Genomic DNA, 16828 nt, shown 5'->3' on the forward strand with positions numbered 1-16828 from the left:
GAAACTCCGCAGCCTCTTGAATGCTGACCATCGTGCGTATCATGCGCAAATTGTGCACAGCTGCGCAAGAACGCGCAACTATTCTGTCAGCAGTTCAAACCCTTGCCGCGGCGGCGTACAATGTGTCCCGGCTGGCACTCGTCCGGTCTCCTTCCCTTCGTCAAACAGAAAGCAGCTGGCCCCGTCCGCCGGCCGTCCACTTGCCTCGTCGCCCCATGACCGCAGCCAGCCAAGCTACTAACGCGTCCTCAAACTTCGTCTCGTCTTCCGAACGTGGAAAATCGAAGCTGCTGACCGTGGCACTGGCGTTCCTGCTCGGCTGCCTGGGCGCGCATCGCTTCTACCTTGGCGGCCTGCGCGACCGCTACGGATGGCTGCACCTGCTGGCAACGCTCGCCGGCGCGATCGGCATCGCCTCGATGGTGGTTGGCGCAGGCTCGCCTGCACTGAACTGGACCTTTGCCGTGGCAGGCGGAGCGTCTGTCATCAGCGCTTTCCTTGGCGCGATCGTCTATGGCTTGCGCCCCGACGAGAAGTGGGACGCGCGCTTCAACCCGAACGGCAAGCCGACGCGCTCGGGCTGGCCGGTGGTGATTCTCGTGATCCTGTCGCTGCTGATCGGCACCGGCCTGCTGATGGCGGGCCTGGCCATCAGCTTCCAGACCTTCTTCGAATCCCAGGTGGAGGCGGCACGCGCGCTGTCGCAGTAAGCGCCGGCCCCGTGGACTTCGACCTGCTCGAACGCTTGGCCGCACCATTTGCGCTTGCACAAATTGGGCCGCAATCGGTGTCACCGCTTTCGCGCAAATCGCCCATACTGGGAGTGGACCGCCTCCTGGCGGTGCAAGCGCGGGCCGGGCATGAGCCCGGTGACGCAAAGGAGCACAGATCGACATGCCTACCTATGAAGAAGGACGCCTGGCGGCCATCGCAGTCAGGCTGGCGCTGTCCTCGGGACTTCCCCCCGCGAACGCGAAAGCCGCGCTGGAGCTGGCGAGCAGGATGATCGGCGACCAGCTGGCAGCGGCGCCTGCTCAGAACAAGGAGCCCTGTGTATCGTCCGTGGCCCGCGGCCCTCTCGGCGGCGCCCGGAATCGTGAAGTATCCAGTTCAAACCGGTTGTAGCGAAAGCCGAGCCGGTCGGCGGCCTTGTAGAAGCGCTGGCGCATCAGGTCCGCCCAAATCCCTGTACCCCGCATGCGCGTCGCGAAGCTGGCATCGTAGTCCTTGCCGCCGCGCATCTCGCGTACTCGATTCATCACTCGCTCGGCCCGATCCGGGAAATGCGCCTGCAGCCATTCTTCAAACAGCGGGCGCACTTCCCAAGGCAATCGCAGCACGATGTAGTTCGCATAGACCGCGCCGGCTTCGCGCGCGGCCTCCAGTACCCGCTCCAGGTCCGGCTCCGTGATGAACGGAATGACCGGCGCCACGCTCACTCCCACCGGGATCCCCGCCTCGGACAACGTACGGATCGTGCGCAGCCGTCGCGGGGGTGTGGCGGCCCGCGGCTCCAGTGTGCGGGCAATCTCGGTATCGAGCGTGGTGATGGTCACCGCGGCGACGGCAAGGCGCTTGGCGGCCATCGGCGCCAGGATGTCAATGTCGCGCTCGATCAGTGACGACTTGGTGATCAGCGCGACCGGATGGTCGCATTCGCTGAGCACTTCGAGAATCCCGCGCGTCACACGCTGTTCGCGCTCGATCGGCTGGTAGGCATCGGTATTCACGCCCAGCGCAATGGTTTCGCATCGATACGTCGGCTTGGCGAGCGCCTCGCGCAGGCGCTTGGCGGCATTGGTCTTGGCGAACAGGCGGGTTTCGAAATCAAGACCCGGCGACAGATCGAGATAGGCATGCGTGGGCCGCGCGAAACAATAGATGCAGCCATGCTCACAGCCCCGGTATGGATTGAGCGATACATCGAACGGAATGTCCGGCGAGGCGTTGCGCGTCAGGATCGAGCGGGCGCGTTCGATGGTGACCTGTGTGCGCAGGGGCGGTAGCGGAGGATCCTCCTTTGCGACAGCGAGCGGGGCATCGGAACCGCTTTCCGGTTCGGAGACGTTGTCTCCAGCATGCTCGCCCCAGCCGTCGTCAAACGCTTCGCGCTGGTCGCGCTCGAACCGGCCCTGAAGGTTGCTGACCGCCCCACGCCCCTTGCGCGGCACAGGCGTGCGCCGGCCGGATACGCCGCCTTCAGCGTCGTCCCGCGGCTTGCGGTTGGCGGCGTTGCCTGAATCGTGTTCCGGACGGCGCATGTCTAGCCTGGCTGGCCCTTCTCTTCCACGGAGATGGCCAGGGTCTCCTTGATTTCTTCCATTACCACATAGCTCTTCGACTGCGCAGCGCCCGGCAGTTGCAGCAGGATGTCGCCGAGCAGCCGCCGATACTCGCCGATTTCGCGGATACGCGCCTTGATCAGGTAGTCGAAGTCGCCGGACACCAGGTGACATTCCAGCACTTCCGGAATCCGGGAAACCTCGCGCCGGAATTGCTCGAACATATTGCCCGACTTGTTTCCGAGCGAGATCTCCACGAACACCAGCAGCCCGCTGCCAAGCAAGGCCGGACTGAGCCGCGCGAAGTAACCCATGATGACACCATCGCGCTCCAGGCGCTTGACGCGCTCGATGCACGGCGTGATGGTCAGCCCGACCGCCTCGGCCAGGTCCTTCATCGACATGCGCCCGTCAGCCTGCAGCAGGCCCAGGATCTTCCGGTCGAGCCGGTCGAGGGTGCGCATGGGCTGGCGACTCGTTCTCATGATTAATTCCTGTTTCTGAGAAAAATTCGGTAACTATGACTGGATTAGTTTCAATAGTATAGAAGCAAATCCTTTATTGACCTGACATCTCAGTTGGGAGTCCCCGAACATGCGCGTTCTCGTACTTGGCAGTGGCGTTATCGGCGTCACCAGTGCGTGGTATCTGGCCAAGGCCGGTCATGAAGTGACGGTCGTCGACCGCGAGGCTGCGCCCGCGCTTGGCACCAGCTTTGCCAACGCCGGGCAGATCTCGCCCGGCTACGCGTCGCCGTGGGCCGCCCCCGGTGTGCCGCTGAAGGCCATCAAGTGGATGTTCCAGGAACATGCCCCGCTCTCGATCCGCCCGGACGGCACTCTGTTCCAGCTGCAATGGATGTGGCAGATGCTGCAGAACTGCAGCGCCGAGCGTTATGCCGTCAACAAGGAACGGATGGTCCGTCTTGCCGAATACAGCCGCGATTGCATCCGCAACCTGCGCGCGGAAACCGGCATCTCCTACGAAGGCCGCCAGCAAGGCACGCTGCAGGTGTTCCGCACCGCCGAGCAACTCGAAGGCGCGGCCAAGGACATCGCCGTGCTCGAGGAAGCCGGCGTGCCCTACCAGTTGCTCTCGCGCGAAGAACTCGCCGCGAGCGAACCGGCGCTTGCCGCAGTCAGCCACAAGCTGAGCGGCGGTCTGCGCCTGCCTAACGATGAGACCGGTGACTGCCAGCTGTTCACCCAACGGCTGGCAGCCATGGCGCAATCGCTGGGCGTGCAGTTCCTCTACAACCGCACGATCGACGGCCTGATGACCCAGGGCGACGCCGTCACTGGCGCCGTGGTCAATGGCCAGCCGATGGTTGCGGACCTGGTCGTGGTGGCGCTGGGCAGCTGGTCGACGCAACTGGTCAGGCCGTTCCTGTCCGGCATGTCGAACCTGCCGGTCTACCCGCTCAAGGGCTTCTCGATCACGGTGCCGATGACCAGTGCCGAGCGCAGCCCGGTCTCGACCGTGCTGGACGAGACCTACAAGGTTGCCATCACCCGTTTCGACGACCGCATCCGCGTGGGCGGCATGGCGCAGATCGTCGGCTACGACCGCAGCCTGGACCCGGCCAAGCGCCGCACGCTGGAGCACGTCGTGACCGACCTGTTCCCGGGCGCCGGCGATGTCAGCAAGGCCACCTTCTGGACCGGCCTGCGCCCGATGACGCCGGACGGTACGCCGATCGTCGGCCCGACGCAGATGCGCGGCCTGTGGCTCAATACCGGCCACGGCACGCTGGGCTGGACCATGGCCTGCGGCTCCGGCAAGCTGCTGTCCGACCTGGTCTCGGGCAAGTCGCCTGCGATCCGCTCGGACGACCTGTCCGTCTGGCGCTATCTGAAACAGCCTCGCGGCCATGTTGCGCCGCGTCCCGCAGTAGCCTGATTCGTATCGGCCTGCGTCAGCAGGCTCCAGCGAAAAAAGGGCGACCCCGACGGGTCGCCCTTTCTACTTTCCGATCCGACAGGCGCGGGTCAGAACTGCTCAGCTGTCAGCGCGTTAACCGGCGCCGAACCGCTGACGATCGCATCGCGCAGCCCCGAAGCCTGCGACAGGATGTGCTCCGCATAGAAATGCGCAGTCGCGATCTTGGCGTCGTGGAAGTTCGGATCTTCGCTGCGCCTTGCATCGGCGGCCAGCATGGCACGGCCGAGCTGCCAGCCCGAAAACACGATGCCGCAAAGGCGCAGGTAAGGCACGCTGCCGGCAAACACCGCGTTCGGATCGGACTTGGCATTGGCGACGACGAACTCCACCACCGCTTCCAGCGCGGCACGGCCCTTGGCCAGCTGTGCCTGCACAGCAGTGAAAGCTGCACCGCCGTGCTTGCCCAGCGCGGCTTCGGTCTCGGCAATCTGTGCGCAGATCGCGCGCGCCACGGCGCCGCCGTCGCGCACGGTCTTGCGGCCGACCAGGTCATTGGCCTGGATTGCCGTCGTGCCTTCGTAGATCGGCAGGATGCGGGCATCGCGGTAGTGCTGCGCGGCGCCGGTTTCCTCGATGAAGCCCATGCCGCCGTGCACCTGCACGCCCAGGCTGGTGACGTCGATCGACAGTTCCGTGCTCCAGCCCTTCACCACCGGCACCAGGAATTCATAGAACGCCTGGCTCTCCTTGCGCACGGCCTCGTCCGAATGCTGGTGCGCGGCATCGCTGGCGGCAGCGGCCACGTAGGCCACCGAGCGCGCACCTTCGATCAGGCCGCGCATCGTCATCAGCATGCGCTTGACGTCCGGATGATGGATGATCGTGACAGCCTCGCGCGCCGATCCATCGACCGGGCGGCTCTGCACGCGCTCACGGGCATAGGCGACGGCCTGCTGGTAGGCGCGCTCGGACACGGCGACGCCCTGCATGCCGACCGAGAAGCGCGCCGAGTTCATCATGATGAACATGTACTCCAGGCCGCGATTCTCTTCGCCCACCAGCGTGCCGATGGCACCGCCGTGGTCACCGAATTGCAGCACCGCGGTCGGGCTGGCCTTGATGCCCAGCTTGTGCTCGATCGACACGCAATGCACGTCGTTGCGCGCGCCGTTGCTGCCGTCGGCATTGACCATGAACTTCGGCACGATGAACAGCGAGATGCCCTTCACGCCTTCCGGAGCGTCGGGCGTGCGAGCCAGCACGAGATGGACGATGTTCTCCGCCATGTCGTGTTCACCGTAGGTGATGAAGATCTTGGTGCCGAAGACCTTGTAGGTGCCATCACCCTGCGGCACGGCGCGGGTGCGCACGGCCGCCAGGTCGGAGCCGGCCTGCGGCTCCGTCAGGTTCATGGTGCCGGTCCACTCACCCGAGATCAGCTTGGGCAGGAAAGTGGCCTTCTGTTCATCGGAGCCAGCCGTCAGCAACGCTTCGATCGCGCCGTCGGTCAGCAGCGGGCACAGCGCGAACGACAAGTTCGCAGTATTGAGCATCTCGTTGCAGGCCGTGGCGATCAGCTTGGGCAGGCCCTGGCCGCCAAATTCCTGCGGATGCAGCACGCCTTGCCAGCCGCCCTTGCCAAACTGGCGGAAGGCTTCCTTGAAGCCCGGCGTGGTGGTGACGACGCCGTCCTTCCAGCTGCTCGGATCCAGGTCACCGGCGCGGTTCAGCGGTGCAACGACCTGCTCATTGAACTTGGCCGCCTCTTCGAGCACGGCTTCGGCCGTTTCCCGGGTGGCTTCCTCATAGCCGGGCAACTGGCTGATGGCTTCAAGGCCCGCCAGCTCGTTCATCACGAACAGCATGTCCTTGAGCGGAGCACGGTAGGTCATCGATGTCTCCCAATATGTGTAAAAAAGCCGTTCAGGGGTGCCCCCCTTGAACGGCTCGTAATTGCTATCCAAGCCGGCCGCTCCGCGGCCGGCGAGGCATCAGCCCAGCGCCGCCACCAGCTCCGGCACGACAGTGTTCAGATCGCCAACCAGGCCATAGTCGGCCACGGAGAAGATCGGGGCTTCGGCATCCTTGTTGATCGCGACGATCACCTTGGAGTCCTTCATGCCGGCCAGATGCTGGATCGCGCCGGAGATGCCGACGGCGATGTACAGCTGCGGCGCGACGATCTTGCCGGTCTGGCCGACCTGGTAGTCGTTCGGCACGAAGCCGGCGTCCACGGCGGCACGCGAGGCGCCGAGGGCGGCACCCAGCTTGTCGGCCAGCGGCGTCAGCACCTTGGTGTAGTTCTCGCCCGAGCCCACGCCACGGCCACCGGAGACGATGATCTTGGCAGCGGTCAGTTCCGGACGGTCGCTCTTGGCCACTTCGCGCGAAACGAATTGCGAGATGCCCAGGTCGGCCACGGCCGGCAGGTTCTCGACGGCAGCCGAGCCGCCTTCGGCAGCAGCCGCGTCGAACGCCGTGCCGCGCACGGTGATGACCTTGATCTTGTCGGCCGACTTCACAGTGGCAATGGCGTTGCCGGCGTAGATCGGACGCTCGAAGGTGTCCGGGGCGTCGACCCTGGAGATTTCCGAGATCTGGGCCACGTCCAGCTTGGCAGCCACGCGCGGCAGGATGTTCTTGCCGTACGGGGTGGCCGGAGCCAGGATGTGCGAGTAGTCGTTGGCGATGGCCAGCGCCTGCTCGGCCACGTTCTCGGCCAGGCCGTCGCCGAAGTAGGCGGCGTCGGCCAGCAGGACCTTGCTCACGCCGGCGATCTTCGCGGCAGCAGCAGCGGCTGCAGCCGCGTTCGAACCAGCCACCAGCACGTGGACGTCGCCGCCACACTGGGCAGCAGCGGTCACGGTGTTCAGCGTGGCGGCCTTGATGGATTGATTGTCGTGTTCAGCAATGACGAGTGCAGTCATGTTCTATCTCCCCGCGCTCAGATAACTTTGGCTTCGTTCTTCAGCTTCTGCACCAGCGTCGCAACGTCCGGCACCATCACACCCGCGCTGCGCTTGGCAGGCTCGACCACCTTCAGGGTCGACAGGCGCGGCTTGACGTCCACGCCGAGGTCTTCCGGCTTGACGATATCGAGCTGCTTCTTCTTGGCCTTCATGATGTTCGGCAGCGTGACGTAGCGCGGCTCGTTCAGGCGCAGGTCGGTCGTTACCACGGCGGGCAGCTTGATCGACAGCGTTTCCAGGCCGCCGTCCACTTCACGGGTCACCGAAGCCTTGCCATCCGCCACCACCACCTTCGAGGCGAAGGTAGCTTGCGGCAGGCCGGCCAGTGCGGCCACCATCTGGCCGGTCTGGTTCGAATCGTCGTCGATGGCCTGCTTGCCCAGGATCACCAGCTGCGGTTGTTCCTTGTCGATCAGTGCCTTGAGCAGCTTGGCCACGGCCAGCGGCTGCAGGTCTTCATTCGATTCCACCAGGATGCCGCGGTCGGCACCGATGGCCATGGCCGTGCGCAGGGTTTCCTGGCACTGGGTCACGCCGCACGAGACGGCGATGACTTCGGTGGCAACACCGGCTTCCTTCAGGCGCACGGCCTCTTCGACGGCGATTTCGTCAAAGGGGTTCATGCTCATCTTGACGTTGGCCAGATCCACGCCGGTGCCGTCCGCCTTGACGCGGACCTTGACGTTGTAATCCACCACCCGCTTGACTGCGACGAGTACTTTCATGCGCTCACTCCACTGATAGCTGATAGTCAGAAATTTGTTCGCTCGTCATTATAACCACCGGGTTGGCGGCTCTCCTGTTTTTCGAACGATCGTACTATTTTATCGGCAAAATTATGCCGGGCATAGCCCGGCAAGCTCCAAGCCGTCCGCCGATTGTGCCGCAAACCGGGGCCGCGGGCATCGTCGGATTGGATTAAATCCTCGACTTACCAGGCCGTAATCACCGAATCCTTGAAGGTAGAAGTGATGTATTGCTTGATTTCCGGCGAATGGTAGGCCTTCACCAGCTTGGCCACCCAGGGTTTGTTCTTGTCGGCTTCGCGGATGGCGATCAGGTTCGCGTACGGGCCCTTCGGCCCTTCCATGGCAATGGCGTCCTTCGTCGGCGACAGGCCGGCCGACTCCGCGTAGTTGCCGTTGATCGCGGCGGCGTCCAGGTCATCCAGCGAACGCGGCAGTTGCGCGGCGTCCAGCTCGACAATGCGGATCTTCTTCGGGTTCTCGACGATATCCAGCGGCGTGGCCTTCAGACCGGCGTTGGCCTTGAGCTTGATCAGGCCCTTGCTTTGCAGCAACAGCAGGCCGCGACCACCGTTGGTGGGGTCATTGGGCACGCCGACGCGCGCACCTTGCTTGAGCTGGTCCAGCGACTTGATCTTCTTCGAGTACACGCCCATCGGGAAAGTGACGGTAAATGCCACATTCGTGAACTTGTAGCCACGGTCCTTGATCTGGGCTTCCAGGTACGGCAGGTGCTGGTAGCTGTTGGCATCCAGGTCGCCGGCTGCGAGCGCGGCGTTAGGCTGGATGTAGTCGCTGAATTCGACCACCTGGATATTCAGGCCGTCCTTGGCGGCGACCTTCTTCACCTGTTCCATGATCTGGGCGTGCGGGCCGCCCGTCACGCCGACCTTGATCGGCTTTTCCTGGGCAAGTGCGCCAGTCGCCAGCGTGGCGCCGATGGCGGCACCGAGAATCCATTGCAGGAGGTTGCGACGTTGCATTGTGTGCGTTCCTTTTCAGGGTTGTGCTGTGTCGTGCCCTTGTGGCGCGATGTCACGCGGAAATTCGAAAATCCGGGTTCAGCGGTGGCTGATGCGCCGGACGAGCCAGTCGCCGAAGCTCTGCACGGCCTGGACAAAGACGATCAGGATCACCACCACTGCGACCATCACCTCGGTGATGTAGCGCTGGTAGCCATAGCGGATGCCGAGGTCACCCAGCCCGCCGCCGCCAATCGCACCGGCCATGGCCGAATAGCCAACCAGGCTGACGAAGGTGATCGTCAGGCCGGCGACGATGCCAGGCATGGCTTCGGGCAACAGCACCTTCCACACGATCTGCCCGGTGGTCGCACCCATCGACTGGGCCGCCTCGACCAGGCCCTTGTCGACCTCGCGCAGCGCGCTTTCCACCAGGCGTGCGATGAACGGAATCGCCGCGATGGTCAGCGGCACGATGGCCGCCATCGTGCCGATCGATGAGCCGACGATAACGCGCGTGAACGGAATCACCACCACCAGCAGGATGATGAACGGGATCGACCGTACCGCGTTCACCACGACGCCGATGGTGCGATTGAACAGCGGATGCGACAGCACGCCGCCGCGGTTGGTCAGGTGCAGCAGCACGCCCAGGGGCACGCCCAGCAGCGAGCCGACCACGCCCGAAATCGCCACCATCAGCAGCGTTTCGTTGAACGAGGTGAGGAACAGGTCAAACATTTCAGACCACATGCTCGATCTCCTCCACGACTACGCCTTGCTCCTGCAGATAATCCATGGCTGCCCGCACGTCAGCCAGTTCGCCTGTAGCCATGATCGCCAGCGAGCCGAACGCCTGGCCCTGGATCTCGTCGATATGGCCGTGCAGGATGTTGAAATCGAGCCCGTAACGGCGGATCGCCTGGGCCAGCACCGGCTGGTCGACGCCTTCACCGGTGAAAGCCAGACGGTAGACGTGGTCGCGCCCGTTGCCGAGACGGCTTTCGACGCGCTTGAGCACGCTTTCCGGCAGTTCCTGGGCAATCACGTCGCCGATCATGGCGCGCGTGACTTCATGCTTCGGTCGCAGGAACACGTCGATGACGCGGCCCTCCTCCACCACCTGGCCGGATTCCAGCACCGCAACGCGGTCGCAGACCTGCTTGATGACCTCCATCTGGTGGGTGATCATCACGATGGTCAGCCCGAGGTCGCGGTTGATCTGCTTGAGCAGGTCAAGAATCGAGCGCGTGGTTTCCGGATCCAGCGCGGAAGTCGCCTCATCGGACAGCAGCACTTTCGGCTTGCTGGCCAGTGCGCGGGCGATGCCGACGCGCTGCTTCTGCCCGCCGCTGATCTGCGCCGGAAAGCGATCCTTCAGGGCCGACAGCCCGACCAGGTCCAGCAGCGGCAGCACCGTGGCCGCAATTTCGCCCTTTGTCTTGCCGGCGAGCTCCAGCGGCAGCGCCACATTGTCGTAGACGGTACGCGACGACAGCAGGTTGAAATGCTGGAAGATCATGCCAATGTCGCGGCGTGCCTGGCGCAGTGCGCCATTGTCCAGCGAGGTCAGGTCCTGGCCGGCGACGATCACGCGCCCGCTGGTGGGGCGGTTGAGCAGGTTGATGGCGCGCACCAGCGTACTTTTGCCGGCGCCGCTGCGGCCGATGATGCCGAAGACCTCGCCCGCCGCGATGGACAGGCTGACGTCCCGCAATGCATGCACTTCACCCGACCCGCCGGGGAAGCGCTGCGAGAGCCCTTGCAGTTCGATCATGAAAAGTGACCAAAAGAAAACGGCAACAGGGCGAGAAGGTCTCCAGCGCTGTTGCCGCACATTATTTTTTATGAAGCGCACATTTTAAGCGATTCGCTTCATGCCATAAACGAATTTTTGCCGATGTTCTTATATGTCTAAGGCATATAGGGCGCCTAATAAGCGCCTTATGGAGCTCACCAGGACGGCGGCCGCTTCTCGAGGAATGCCTGCACCCCCTCCAGCGCCGATTCCTCCATCATGTTGCACGCCATGGTCTGGCCGGCAAGCTGGTAAGCCGCCTCGATGCCCATCTCCAGCTGCCGGTAGAACAGGCCCTTCCCTGCCGCCACCGCCTCCGCGGGCTTGGCGCAGATGCCGGCGGCCAGGCGCGCCACTTCGTCGTCGAGCTGCAGCGCCGGCACGACACGGTTCACCAGCCCGCGCTCGCGCGCCGTAGCGGCATCGATCATGTCGCCCGTCAGCAGCATTTCCATGGCCTGCTTGCGCGACATGTTGCGCGAAAGCGCCACGCCCGGCGTCGAGCAGAACAGGCCGAGATTGACGCCCGACACGGCAAAACGCGCATCGTCGGCCGCCACCGCCAGGTCGCACATGGCAACCAGCTGGCAGCCCGCCGCCGTGGCGATGCCCTGCACGCGCGCGATCACCGGCTGCGGCATCTTCTGGATGGCCATCATCACCCGCGTGCATCGGTCGAACAGCCGGCGATAGTAATCGTGCGAGGGCGTCGCCCGCATCTCGCGCAGGTCGTGGCCGGCGCAGAAGGCTCGCCCGGCGCCGGCCAGGACTATGACCCGCACGGTGTCATCGGCGGCCAGGCGGCCAAGGGCTTCCGCCAGCGCATCGAGCAGTCCTTCGGACAGCGCATTGAAGGCTTCCGGGCGGTTCAACGTCAGCCGCGCCACCCCGGCGGCATCGCGCGATTCGATCAGTAGTGGCGCATCCACGCGCCGATCGTTCTCGGCCATGTTTGCCTCCTATCGTTCGACCAGCACCTTGAGGTGGGCCAGCACACTGCGCCCCAGCGCGCTCAGGTTGTAGCCGCCTTCCAGGCAGCTGACGATGCGGCCGTTGGCGTGCACACGCGCCAGGTCGACAAGCTGGCCGGTGATCCAGGCGTAATCCTGCTCGACCAGGCCCATTTGCCCGAGGTCGTCTTCGCGATGGGCGTCGAAGCCGGCGGAGATAAACAGCATCTGCGGCCTGAACTCGTTCAGGCGCGGCAGCCAGATTGTCTCCACCACCTCGCGCACCGCCATGCCGTTGGTGTAAGCCGGCAGCGGGATATTCGCCATGTTGGTGGCGATATGCTCGGTGCCGCTGTACGGGTAGAACGGGTGCTGGAAAAAGCTGCACATCAGCACCCGCTCGTCGCCGCGGAAAGCGGCTTCGGTGCCATTGCCGTGGTGAACGTCGAAATCGACGATGGCCACGCGCTCCAGGCCGTGCGCTTCCAGCGCATGGCGTGCGGCGATGGCGACGTTGTTGTAGAAGCAGAATCCCATCGCCCGGTCAGGCTCGGCGTGGTGCCCGGGGGGGCGCACGCAGCAGAAGGCATTCTCCATCTCGCCGGCGATCACGGCATCGGTCGCGGCCACCGCGGCGCCGGCTGCCAGGGTGGCGGCCGCCAGCGTATGGCTGTTCATGGTGGTGTCAGGATCGATCGGGTGGTATCCGCTCGTCGGACTGACACTCACCAGCGAATCGATATAGTCGGGCCGGTGCACGCGCTCGAGCTGCTCGCGCGTGGCGGGCGGCGCCTCGCGGCGCTCGAGCAAGCCGTCCATGCCGTGGGAAATCAGGTGATCCTCGATCGCCTGCAGGCGTTCCGGGCACTCTGGATGGAAATGGCCCATCTCGTGCAGCTGGAACTCGGGGTGCGTGTAATAGCCTGTCGGCATGTCTTATCGTCGCAATTTTGTCTCCAATCGCTACGTTAGCACAGGACGCGCGGCCTACCCAGCAAGCCGCCCGGGAGGCCGGATTCGCCATCCCATCCGCTATACTCGCTGCGACTTGCAAAGGACACCATGACCGACACCCAGCGTTCACTGCGCCGTCCGCTCCTGGGCGCCGCGCTTTCCGCTGCCGCACTGGGACTCTGCGGCCTTTCCCCCAACCTTTCAGCCGCCGGCAAACGCCGCGTCAGCGTCCGCGAAGAAGAAATCGAGCCGGGTCGCTATCGCGACAACGCCCAGACCCGCGCTTTTATCGATGAAATGGTGGCACGCCACGGCTTCGACCGCGGCATGCTCGAAAGCTGGTTCGGCCAGGCGGTCTATTCCGCCACGGTCGCGCGGCTGATCCTGCCGCCGGCCACGCCCGGGCGCAAAAGCTGGCGCGCCTACCGCTCGCGTTTCATCGAGCCGATCCGGATCAACGCCGGCGTGCGCTTCTGGCAGGACAACCGCGACACGCTGCGCCGCGCCGAAGCTGAATTCGGCGTGCCGGCTTCGGTGATCGTCGGCATCATCGGCGTCGAGACCATCTACGGCCGCGACATGGGCACGTTCCGCGTGATCGACTCGCTCTCAACGCTGGCCTTCGACTACCCAGCCACCGCAAACCGCGAGTCGCGCACGGCCCTGTTCCGGAACCAGCTCGCGGACTACCTGCTGTGGTGCCGCGACACGCGCACCGATGTGTTCTCCGTGCTGGGTTCCTACGCGGGCGCGATCGGCATTCCGCAGTTCATGCCGACCAGCCTGCGCGAGTACGCCATCGACTATGACGGCAACGGCCGTATCGACCTGCGCAACAGTCCGACCGACGCCATCGGCAGCGTGGCGCGCTTTCTCCAGCTGCACGGCTGGGAGCCGGGCCGCCCGGTGGTCTGGCGCATCGCCGGCGACGACGGCAGCCGCGGCATCGCCGCCGCAGCCGCGGACGGCGAGCCGTGGCCGACGCGGACGCTGAGCCAGCTCACCAAAGCCGGCCTGCGGCTGGATGAGCCCGTCGACCTCGCACGCGAAGGCGAAACGGGCGTCCTGGTGGTGGACCTGCCCACGCCGGACCAGCCGACCGAGTACATGATCGGCCTGCGAAATTTCTACGTACTGACACGCTACAACCGCAGCTTCTTCTATGCGCTGGCGGTGTATCAGCTGGGCGAGGCGGTCAAAGCGGCGATGGCCTGAAGCGCCTGCAAACGGCCATCAGAAACTAAAAGCCCCGCACGATGCGGGGCTTTTTGTTCACTGTAACGCGCGGCGCGAACGGCTCAGGCCGGGAACACGCCGGTCGACAGGTAGCGGTCGCCGCGATCGCACACGACGAACACGATGGTCGCGTTCTCGACTTCTTCCGCGATCCGCAGCGCCACGCAGAGCGCACCCGCAGCCGAGATGCCGCAGAAGATCCCTTCCTCGCTTGCCATGCGGCGGGCCATGTGCTCGGCGTCGCCCTGGCTGACGGGCTCGGTGCGGTCGATGTGCCTGGGATCGTAGATCTTGGGCAGGTAGGCTTCCGGCCATTTCCGGATACCCGGGATGCGCGAGCCCTCGGCAGGTTGCGCGCCGATGATCTGTACCGCCGGGTTCTGCTCCTTGAGGTAGCGAGACACGCCGGTGATCGTTCCAGTCGTGCCCATCGCAGAAACAAAATGCGTCACGCGGCCTTCGGTATCGCGCCAGATCTCCGGGCCGGTCCCTTCGTAGTGCGCCAGCGGATTGTCCGGGTTGGCAAACTGGTCGAGGATCACGCCCTTGCCTTCGCGCTCCATCGAATCTGCCAGGTCACGTGCGTATTCCATGCCACCCTTGACCGGCGTCAGGATGATCTCCGCGCCATAGGCCGCCATGCTCTGGCGGCGCTCGAGGCTCAGGTCCTCGGGCATGATCAGCACCATCTTGTAGCCGCGGATGGCGGCGGCCATGGCCAGCGCAATGCCGGTATTGCCCGAGGTTGCCTCGATCAGCGTGTCGCCGGGCTTGATGCGGCCGCGGGCTTCGGCGCGGGCGATCATCGAGACTGCCGGCCGGTCCTTGACCGATCCAGCCGGGTTGTTGCCTTCCAGCTTGCCAAGGATCACATTGCCGCGCTCGTCGTTGGCGGCACCGGGGATGCGCTGCAGTCGCACCAGCGGCGTGTTGCCGATGGTGTCTTCAATTGTCTTGTAGGCCATGGTGGGAATGGATCGATTTTCGCGGCCATTGTAATCCAGCCCACTTACCCGTGCCGGCAGGCGGGCTTTGCACGGTGCGAGCCCGCCTGCCAGCGGATCACTCTTCGTGATTGCCCTCGCCAAGCAGGTGGTAGAGGAGGATGCAGCCGAACGTCGCGGTTCCGATGCCGCCCAGCGTCATGCCGCCGAGCTTGAGCGTCAGGTCGCCGGCGGCCACGGTCAGCGTCGCGCCGACCGTGATCAGGTTGCGCGAGCTGGAGAAATCGACGTGGTTCTGCACCCAGATCCGACCGGCCGTGGCCGCGATCAGGCCAAACACGACAATGGTCAGTCCGCCGATGACCGGCCCCGGAATGGTCAGGATCAGCGCACCGAACTTGGGCGAGAAGCCCAGCAGGATTGCCACCAGCGCCGCCACCACGAAGATCAGGGTCGAATAGATCTTGGTGACAGCCATTACGCCCATGTTCTCCGCGTACGTGGTCACGCCGGTACCACCGCCGCTGGCCGACAGCATCGTCGCCACGCCGTCGCCGATAAAGGCACGGCCGATGTACGGATCGAGGTTCCGCCCCGTCATCACGCCGATAGCCTTGATATGGCCCAGGTTCTCCGCCACCAGCACGATCGCGACCGGTGCGATCAGCAGCATGGCGCTGGCCTCGAAGACCGGCGCGGAGAACGATGGCAGGCCGAACCAGCTCGCCGCGGCAACGCCCGAGAAATCGATGGCCTTGCCCAGCCCCATCACATTGGTGCCGACGTAGTAGGCAACGTAGCCGGCCAGGCCGCCGATCAGTACTGGCAAGCGCCCCACCATGCCCGGCGCACGCACCGCCACCAGCCCGACGGCCAGCACGGTCAGCAGCCCGACCCATGTATCCAGCGGCGCGCCGCTGACGGCCTTCACGGCCACCGGAGCCAGGTTCAGGCCGATGGCCGCGACGATCGCACCCGTCACCACCGGCGGCATCAGGCGTTCCACCCATGCATAGCCAACCGCTTGCACCACCAGCCCGATGACTGTGTACAGCGCGCCGGCCGCGATAATGCCGCCCAGCGCAACCGGGATATTCGCGTTAGGACCGCTTCCGGCATAGCCGGTGGCGGCGATCACAACGGCAATGAACGCAAAGCTCGAGCCGAGGTAGCTCGGCACCCTGCCGCGCACGCACAGGAAGAAGATCAGCGTGCCGATGCCCGAGAACAGGATGGCGATATTCGGATTGAAGCCCATCAGGATCGGGGCAATGGCGGTCGAGCCGAACATCGCCACGACATGCTGGATGCCTGCCAGCACTGTCTGCCCTGCCGGCAGGCGTTCGTCCGGCCCGATCACGCCTTCGGTCTTGAGCCGCCACTTAGGCAGGAATCCCGCGTCCTCGCCATTTCCCATTATTGAGCTCCCTGAGGTTCGGCCAGGCCCGCGCGACGCGGGCTGGCAAGTTCTTGTTGGCTATGTTCTGTTCTGCAGCCCCGCGCGACTGACCCTGCCCGCGACGGCGTCCGCATGATACTCCGCGGCCGCCGGCCTGCGAAGCCAGGATCGATCTAGCACAACACGTACCAGCAACCTGAACCAGGTTAGGGAACCGATGGCCCTGCCATGCACCGACAGGGCCAGAAGCTGATCGCCTCAGCGCGCAGGCTTGGCGGCCGCCTGTGGGGCGCCCTTCGCACCCTTGCCGGTCGCCGGCAGCCGGCGCCGCAGCTTTGGCGCCGAAGACCAGCCCCGCTTCCTGCAGCTTCGCCGCCGACTTGGGGCCGACGCCGCTGACGCGTTCGGCCAGGTCGGAGGCATCCTTGTAAGGTCCGCGCTTGTTGCGCTCGTCGATGATGTTTTTCGCGGTAGCGGGGCCGACGCCCTTGAGGGAGGTAAGCGCGGTTTCGTCGGCCGTGTTGACATCGACAGCCGCCTGCGCGGCGCCTGCCACGCAAAGCCACATTGCAGCGATCACTGCAGACTGCTGAACCAGTGATCATGAAACAGACTCCTTTCCGGTGTGGGTTGAGATACCACCTCGTCATGGGCGACGAAGTCCGGTCAGGATAGGCGCTGGCCGCTGCGGCGGCGCACGCGGCAAC

The 16828-nt window shown here is 64.8% G+C and carries 16 protein-coding genes; 3 read left to right on the forward strand and 13 right to left on the reverse strand.

Annotated elements, in window-relative coordinates; genetic code table 11:
* The first annotated feature begins 215 nt into the window (after window positions 1-215).
* Entirely contained in the window at window positions 216-710 is a 495-nt protein-coding gene (locus tag RM96_RS13840) for a TM2 domain-containing protein (protein WP_039011264.1), read from the forward strand.
* 324 nt (window positions 711-1034) lie between these two features.
* Here RM96_RS13840 and RM96_RS13845 read toward each other — a convergent pair whose 3' ends face one another.
* On the reverse strand, window positions 1035-2261 hold the full coding sequence (locus tag RM96_RS13845) for a PA0069 family radical SAM protein (RefSeq protein WP_082016545.1): 1227 nt from the start codon (window positions 2259-2261) through the stop codon (window positions 1035-1037).
* 2 nt (window positions 2262-2263) lie between these two features.
* Entirely contained in the window at window positions 2264-2767 is a 504-nt protein-coding gene (locus RM96_RS13850) for an Lrp/AsnC ligand binding domain-containing protein (RefSeq protein WP_039011265.1), read from the reverse strand.
* Window positions 2768-2876: 109 nt separating this feature from the next.
* Between RM96_RS13850 and RM96_RS13855 the strand changes: the two genes are divergently transcribed.
* Window positions 2877-4181, forward strand: a complete 1305-nt coding sequence (locus RM96_RS13855) for a D-amino acid dehydrogenase (RefSeq protein WP_039011267.1) — start codon at window positions 2877-2879, stop codon at window positions 4179-4181.
* 89 nt (window positions 4182-4270) lie between these two features.
* On the opposite strand, the gene RM96_RS13860 is transcribed toward RM96_RS13855, so the two are convergent.
* The 8 genes from RM96_RS13860 to RM96_RS13895 form a co-directional block, all read right to left on the reverse strand.
* Window positions 4271-6055: an acyl-CoA dehydrogenase gene (locus RM96_RS13860; protein ID WP_039011269.1), complete on the reverse strand. Its 1785-nt coding sequence runs from the start codon at window positions 6053-6055 to the stop codon at window positions 4271-4273.
* A gap of 99 nt (window positions 6056-6154) precedes the next feature.
* The gene (locus RM96_RS13865; protein ID WP_039011273.1) at window positions 6155-7090 is read right to left on the reverse strand and encodes an electron transfer flavoprotein subunit alpha/FixB family protein; all 936 of its coding nucleotides are present in this window, start codon (window positions 7088-7090) and stop codon (window positions 6155-6157) included.
* Between the two features lie 17 nt (window positions 7091-7107).
* Window positions 7108-7857, reverse strand: coding sequence for an electron transfer flavoprotein subunit beta/FixA family protein (locus RM96_RS13870; protein ID WP_039011275.1), 750 nt, complete (start codon window positions 7855-7857; stop codon window positions 7108-7110).
* 206 nt (window positions 7858-8063) lie between these two features.
* A complete protein-coding gene (locus RM96_RS13875) occupies window positions 8064-8861 on the reverse strand; it encodes a MetQ/NlpA family ABC transporter substrate-binding protein (protein ID WP_039011276.1) in 798 nt (265 codons plus the stop codon).
* Window positions 8862-8939: 78 nt separating this feature from the next.
* Complete coding sequence (locus RM96_RS13880) at window positions 8940-9593, reverse strand: methionine ABC transporter permease (protein ID WP_039011277.1); 654 nt, start codon at window positions 9591-9593, stop codon at window positions 8940-8942.
* Window positions 9583-10617, reverse strand: coding sequence for a methionine ABC transporter ATP-binding protein (locus tag RM96_RS13885; protein ID WP_039011280.1), 1035 nt, complete (start codon window positions 10615-10617; stop codon window positions 9583-9585). Before RM96_RS13885 ends, RM96_RS13880 begins: the two co-directional genes overlap by 11 nt.
* A 176-nt stretch (window positions 10618-10793) precedes the next feature.
* Entirely contained in the window at window positions 10794-11588 is a 795-nt protein-coding gene (locus RM96_RS13890; protein ID WP_039011281.1) for an enoyl-CoA hydratase, read from the reverse strand.
* A 9-nt stretch (window positions 11589-11597) separates the two neighbouring features.
* Window positions 11598-12521 (reverse strand): histone deacetylase family protein, encoded by a 924-nt coding sequence (locus RM96_RS13895; protein WP_039011284.1) that lies wholly within the window; start codon window positions 12519-12521, stop codon window positions 11598-11600.
* Window positions 12522-12650: 129 nt separating this feature from the next.
* Between RM96_RS13895 and mltB the strand changes: the two genes are divergently transcribed.
* Window positions 12651-13757, forward strand: a complete 1107-nt coding sequence (mltB, locus tag RM96_RS13900) for a lytic murein transglycosylase B (RefSeq protein ID WP_039011286.1) — start codon at window positions 12651-12653, stop codon at window positions 13755-13757.
* 83 nt (window positions 13758-13840) lie between these two features.
* Here the strand turns inward: mltB and cysM are convergent, their stop codons facing one another.
* From cysM to RM96_RS39965, 3 genes are all read right to left on the reverse strand, one after another.
* Window positions 13841-14743: a cysteine synthase CysM gene (cysM, locus tag RM96_RS13905; protein ID WP_039011287.1), complete on the reverse strand. Its 903-nt coding sequence runs from the start codon at window positions 14741-14743 to the stop codon at window positions 13841-13843.
* A gap of 97 nt (window positions 14744-14840) precedes the next feature.
* Window positions 14841-16139: a solute carrier family 23 protein gene (locus RM96_RS13910; RefSeq protein WP_039011289.1), complete on the reverse strand. Its 1299-nt coding sequence runs from the start codon at window positions 16137-16139 to the stop codon at window positions 14841-14843.
* Window positions 16105-16701: a ComEA family DNA-binding protein gene (locus tag RM96_RS39965; RefSeq protein ID WP_238587265.1), complete on the reverse strand. Its 597-nt coding sequence runs from the start codon at window positions 16699-16701 to the stop codon at window positions 16105-16107. Before RM96_RS39965 ends, RM96_RS13910 begins: the two co-directional genes overlap by 35 nt.
* Window positions 16702-16828: the final 127 nt, after the last annotated feature.

It is taken from the genome of Cupriavidus sp. IDO (assembly GCF_000812465.1).
Lineage (GTDB): Bacteria > Pseudomonadota > Gammaproteobacteria > Burkholderiales > Burkholderiaceae > Cupriavidus.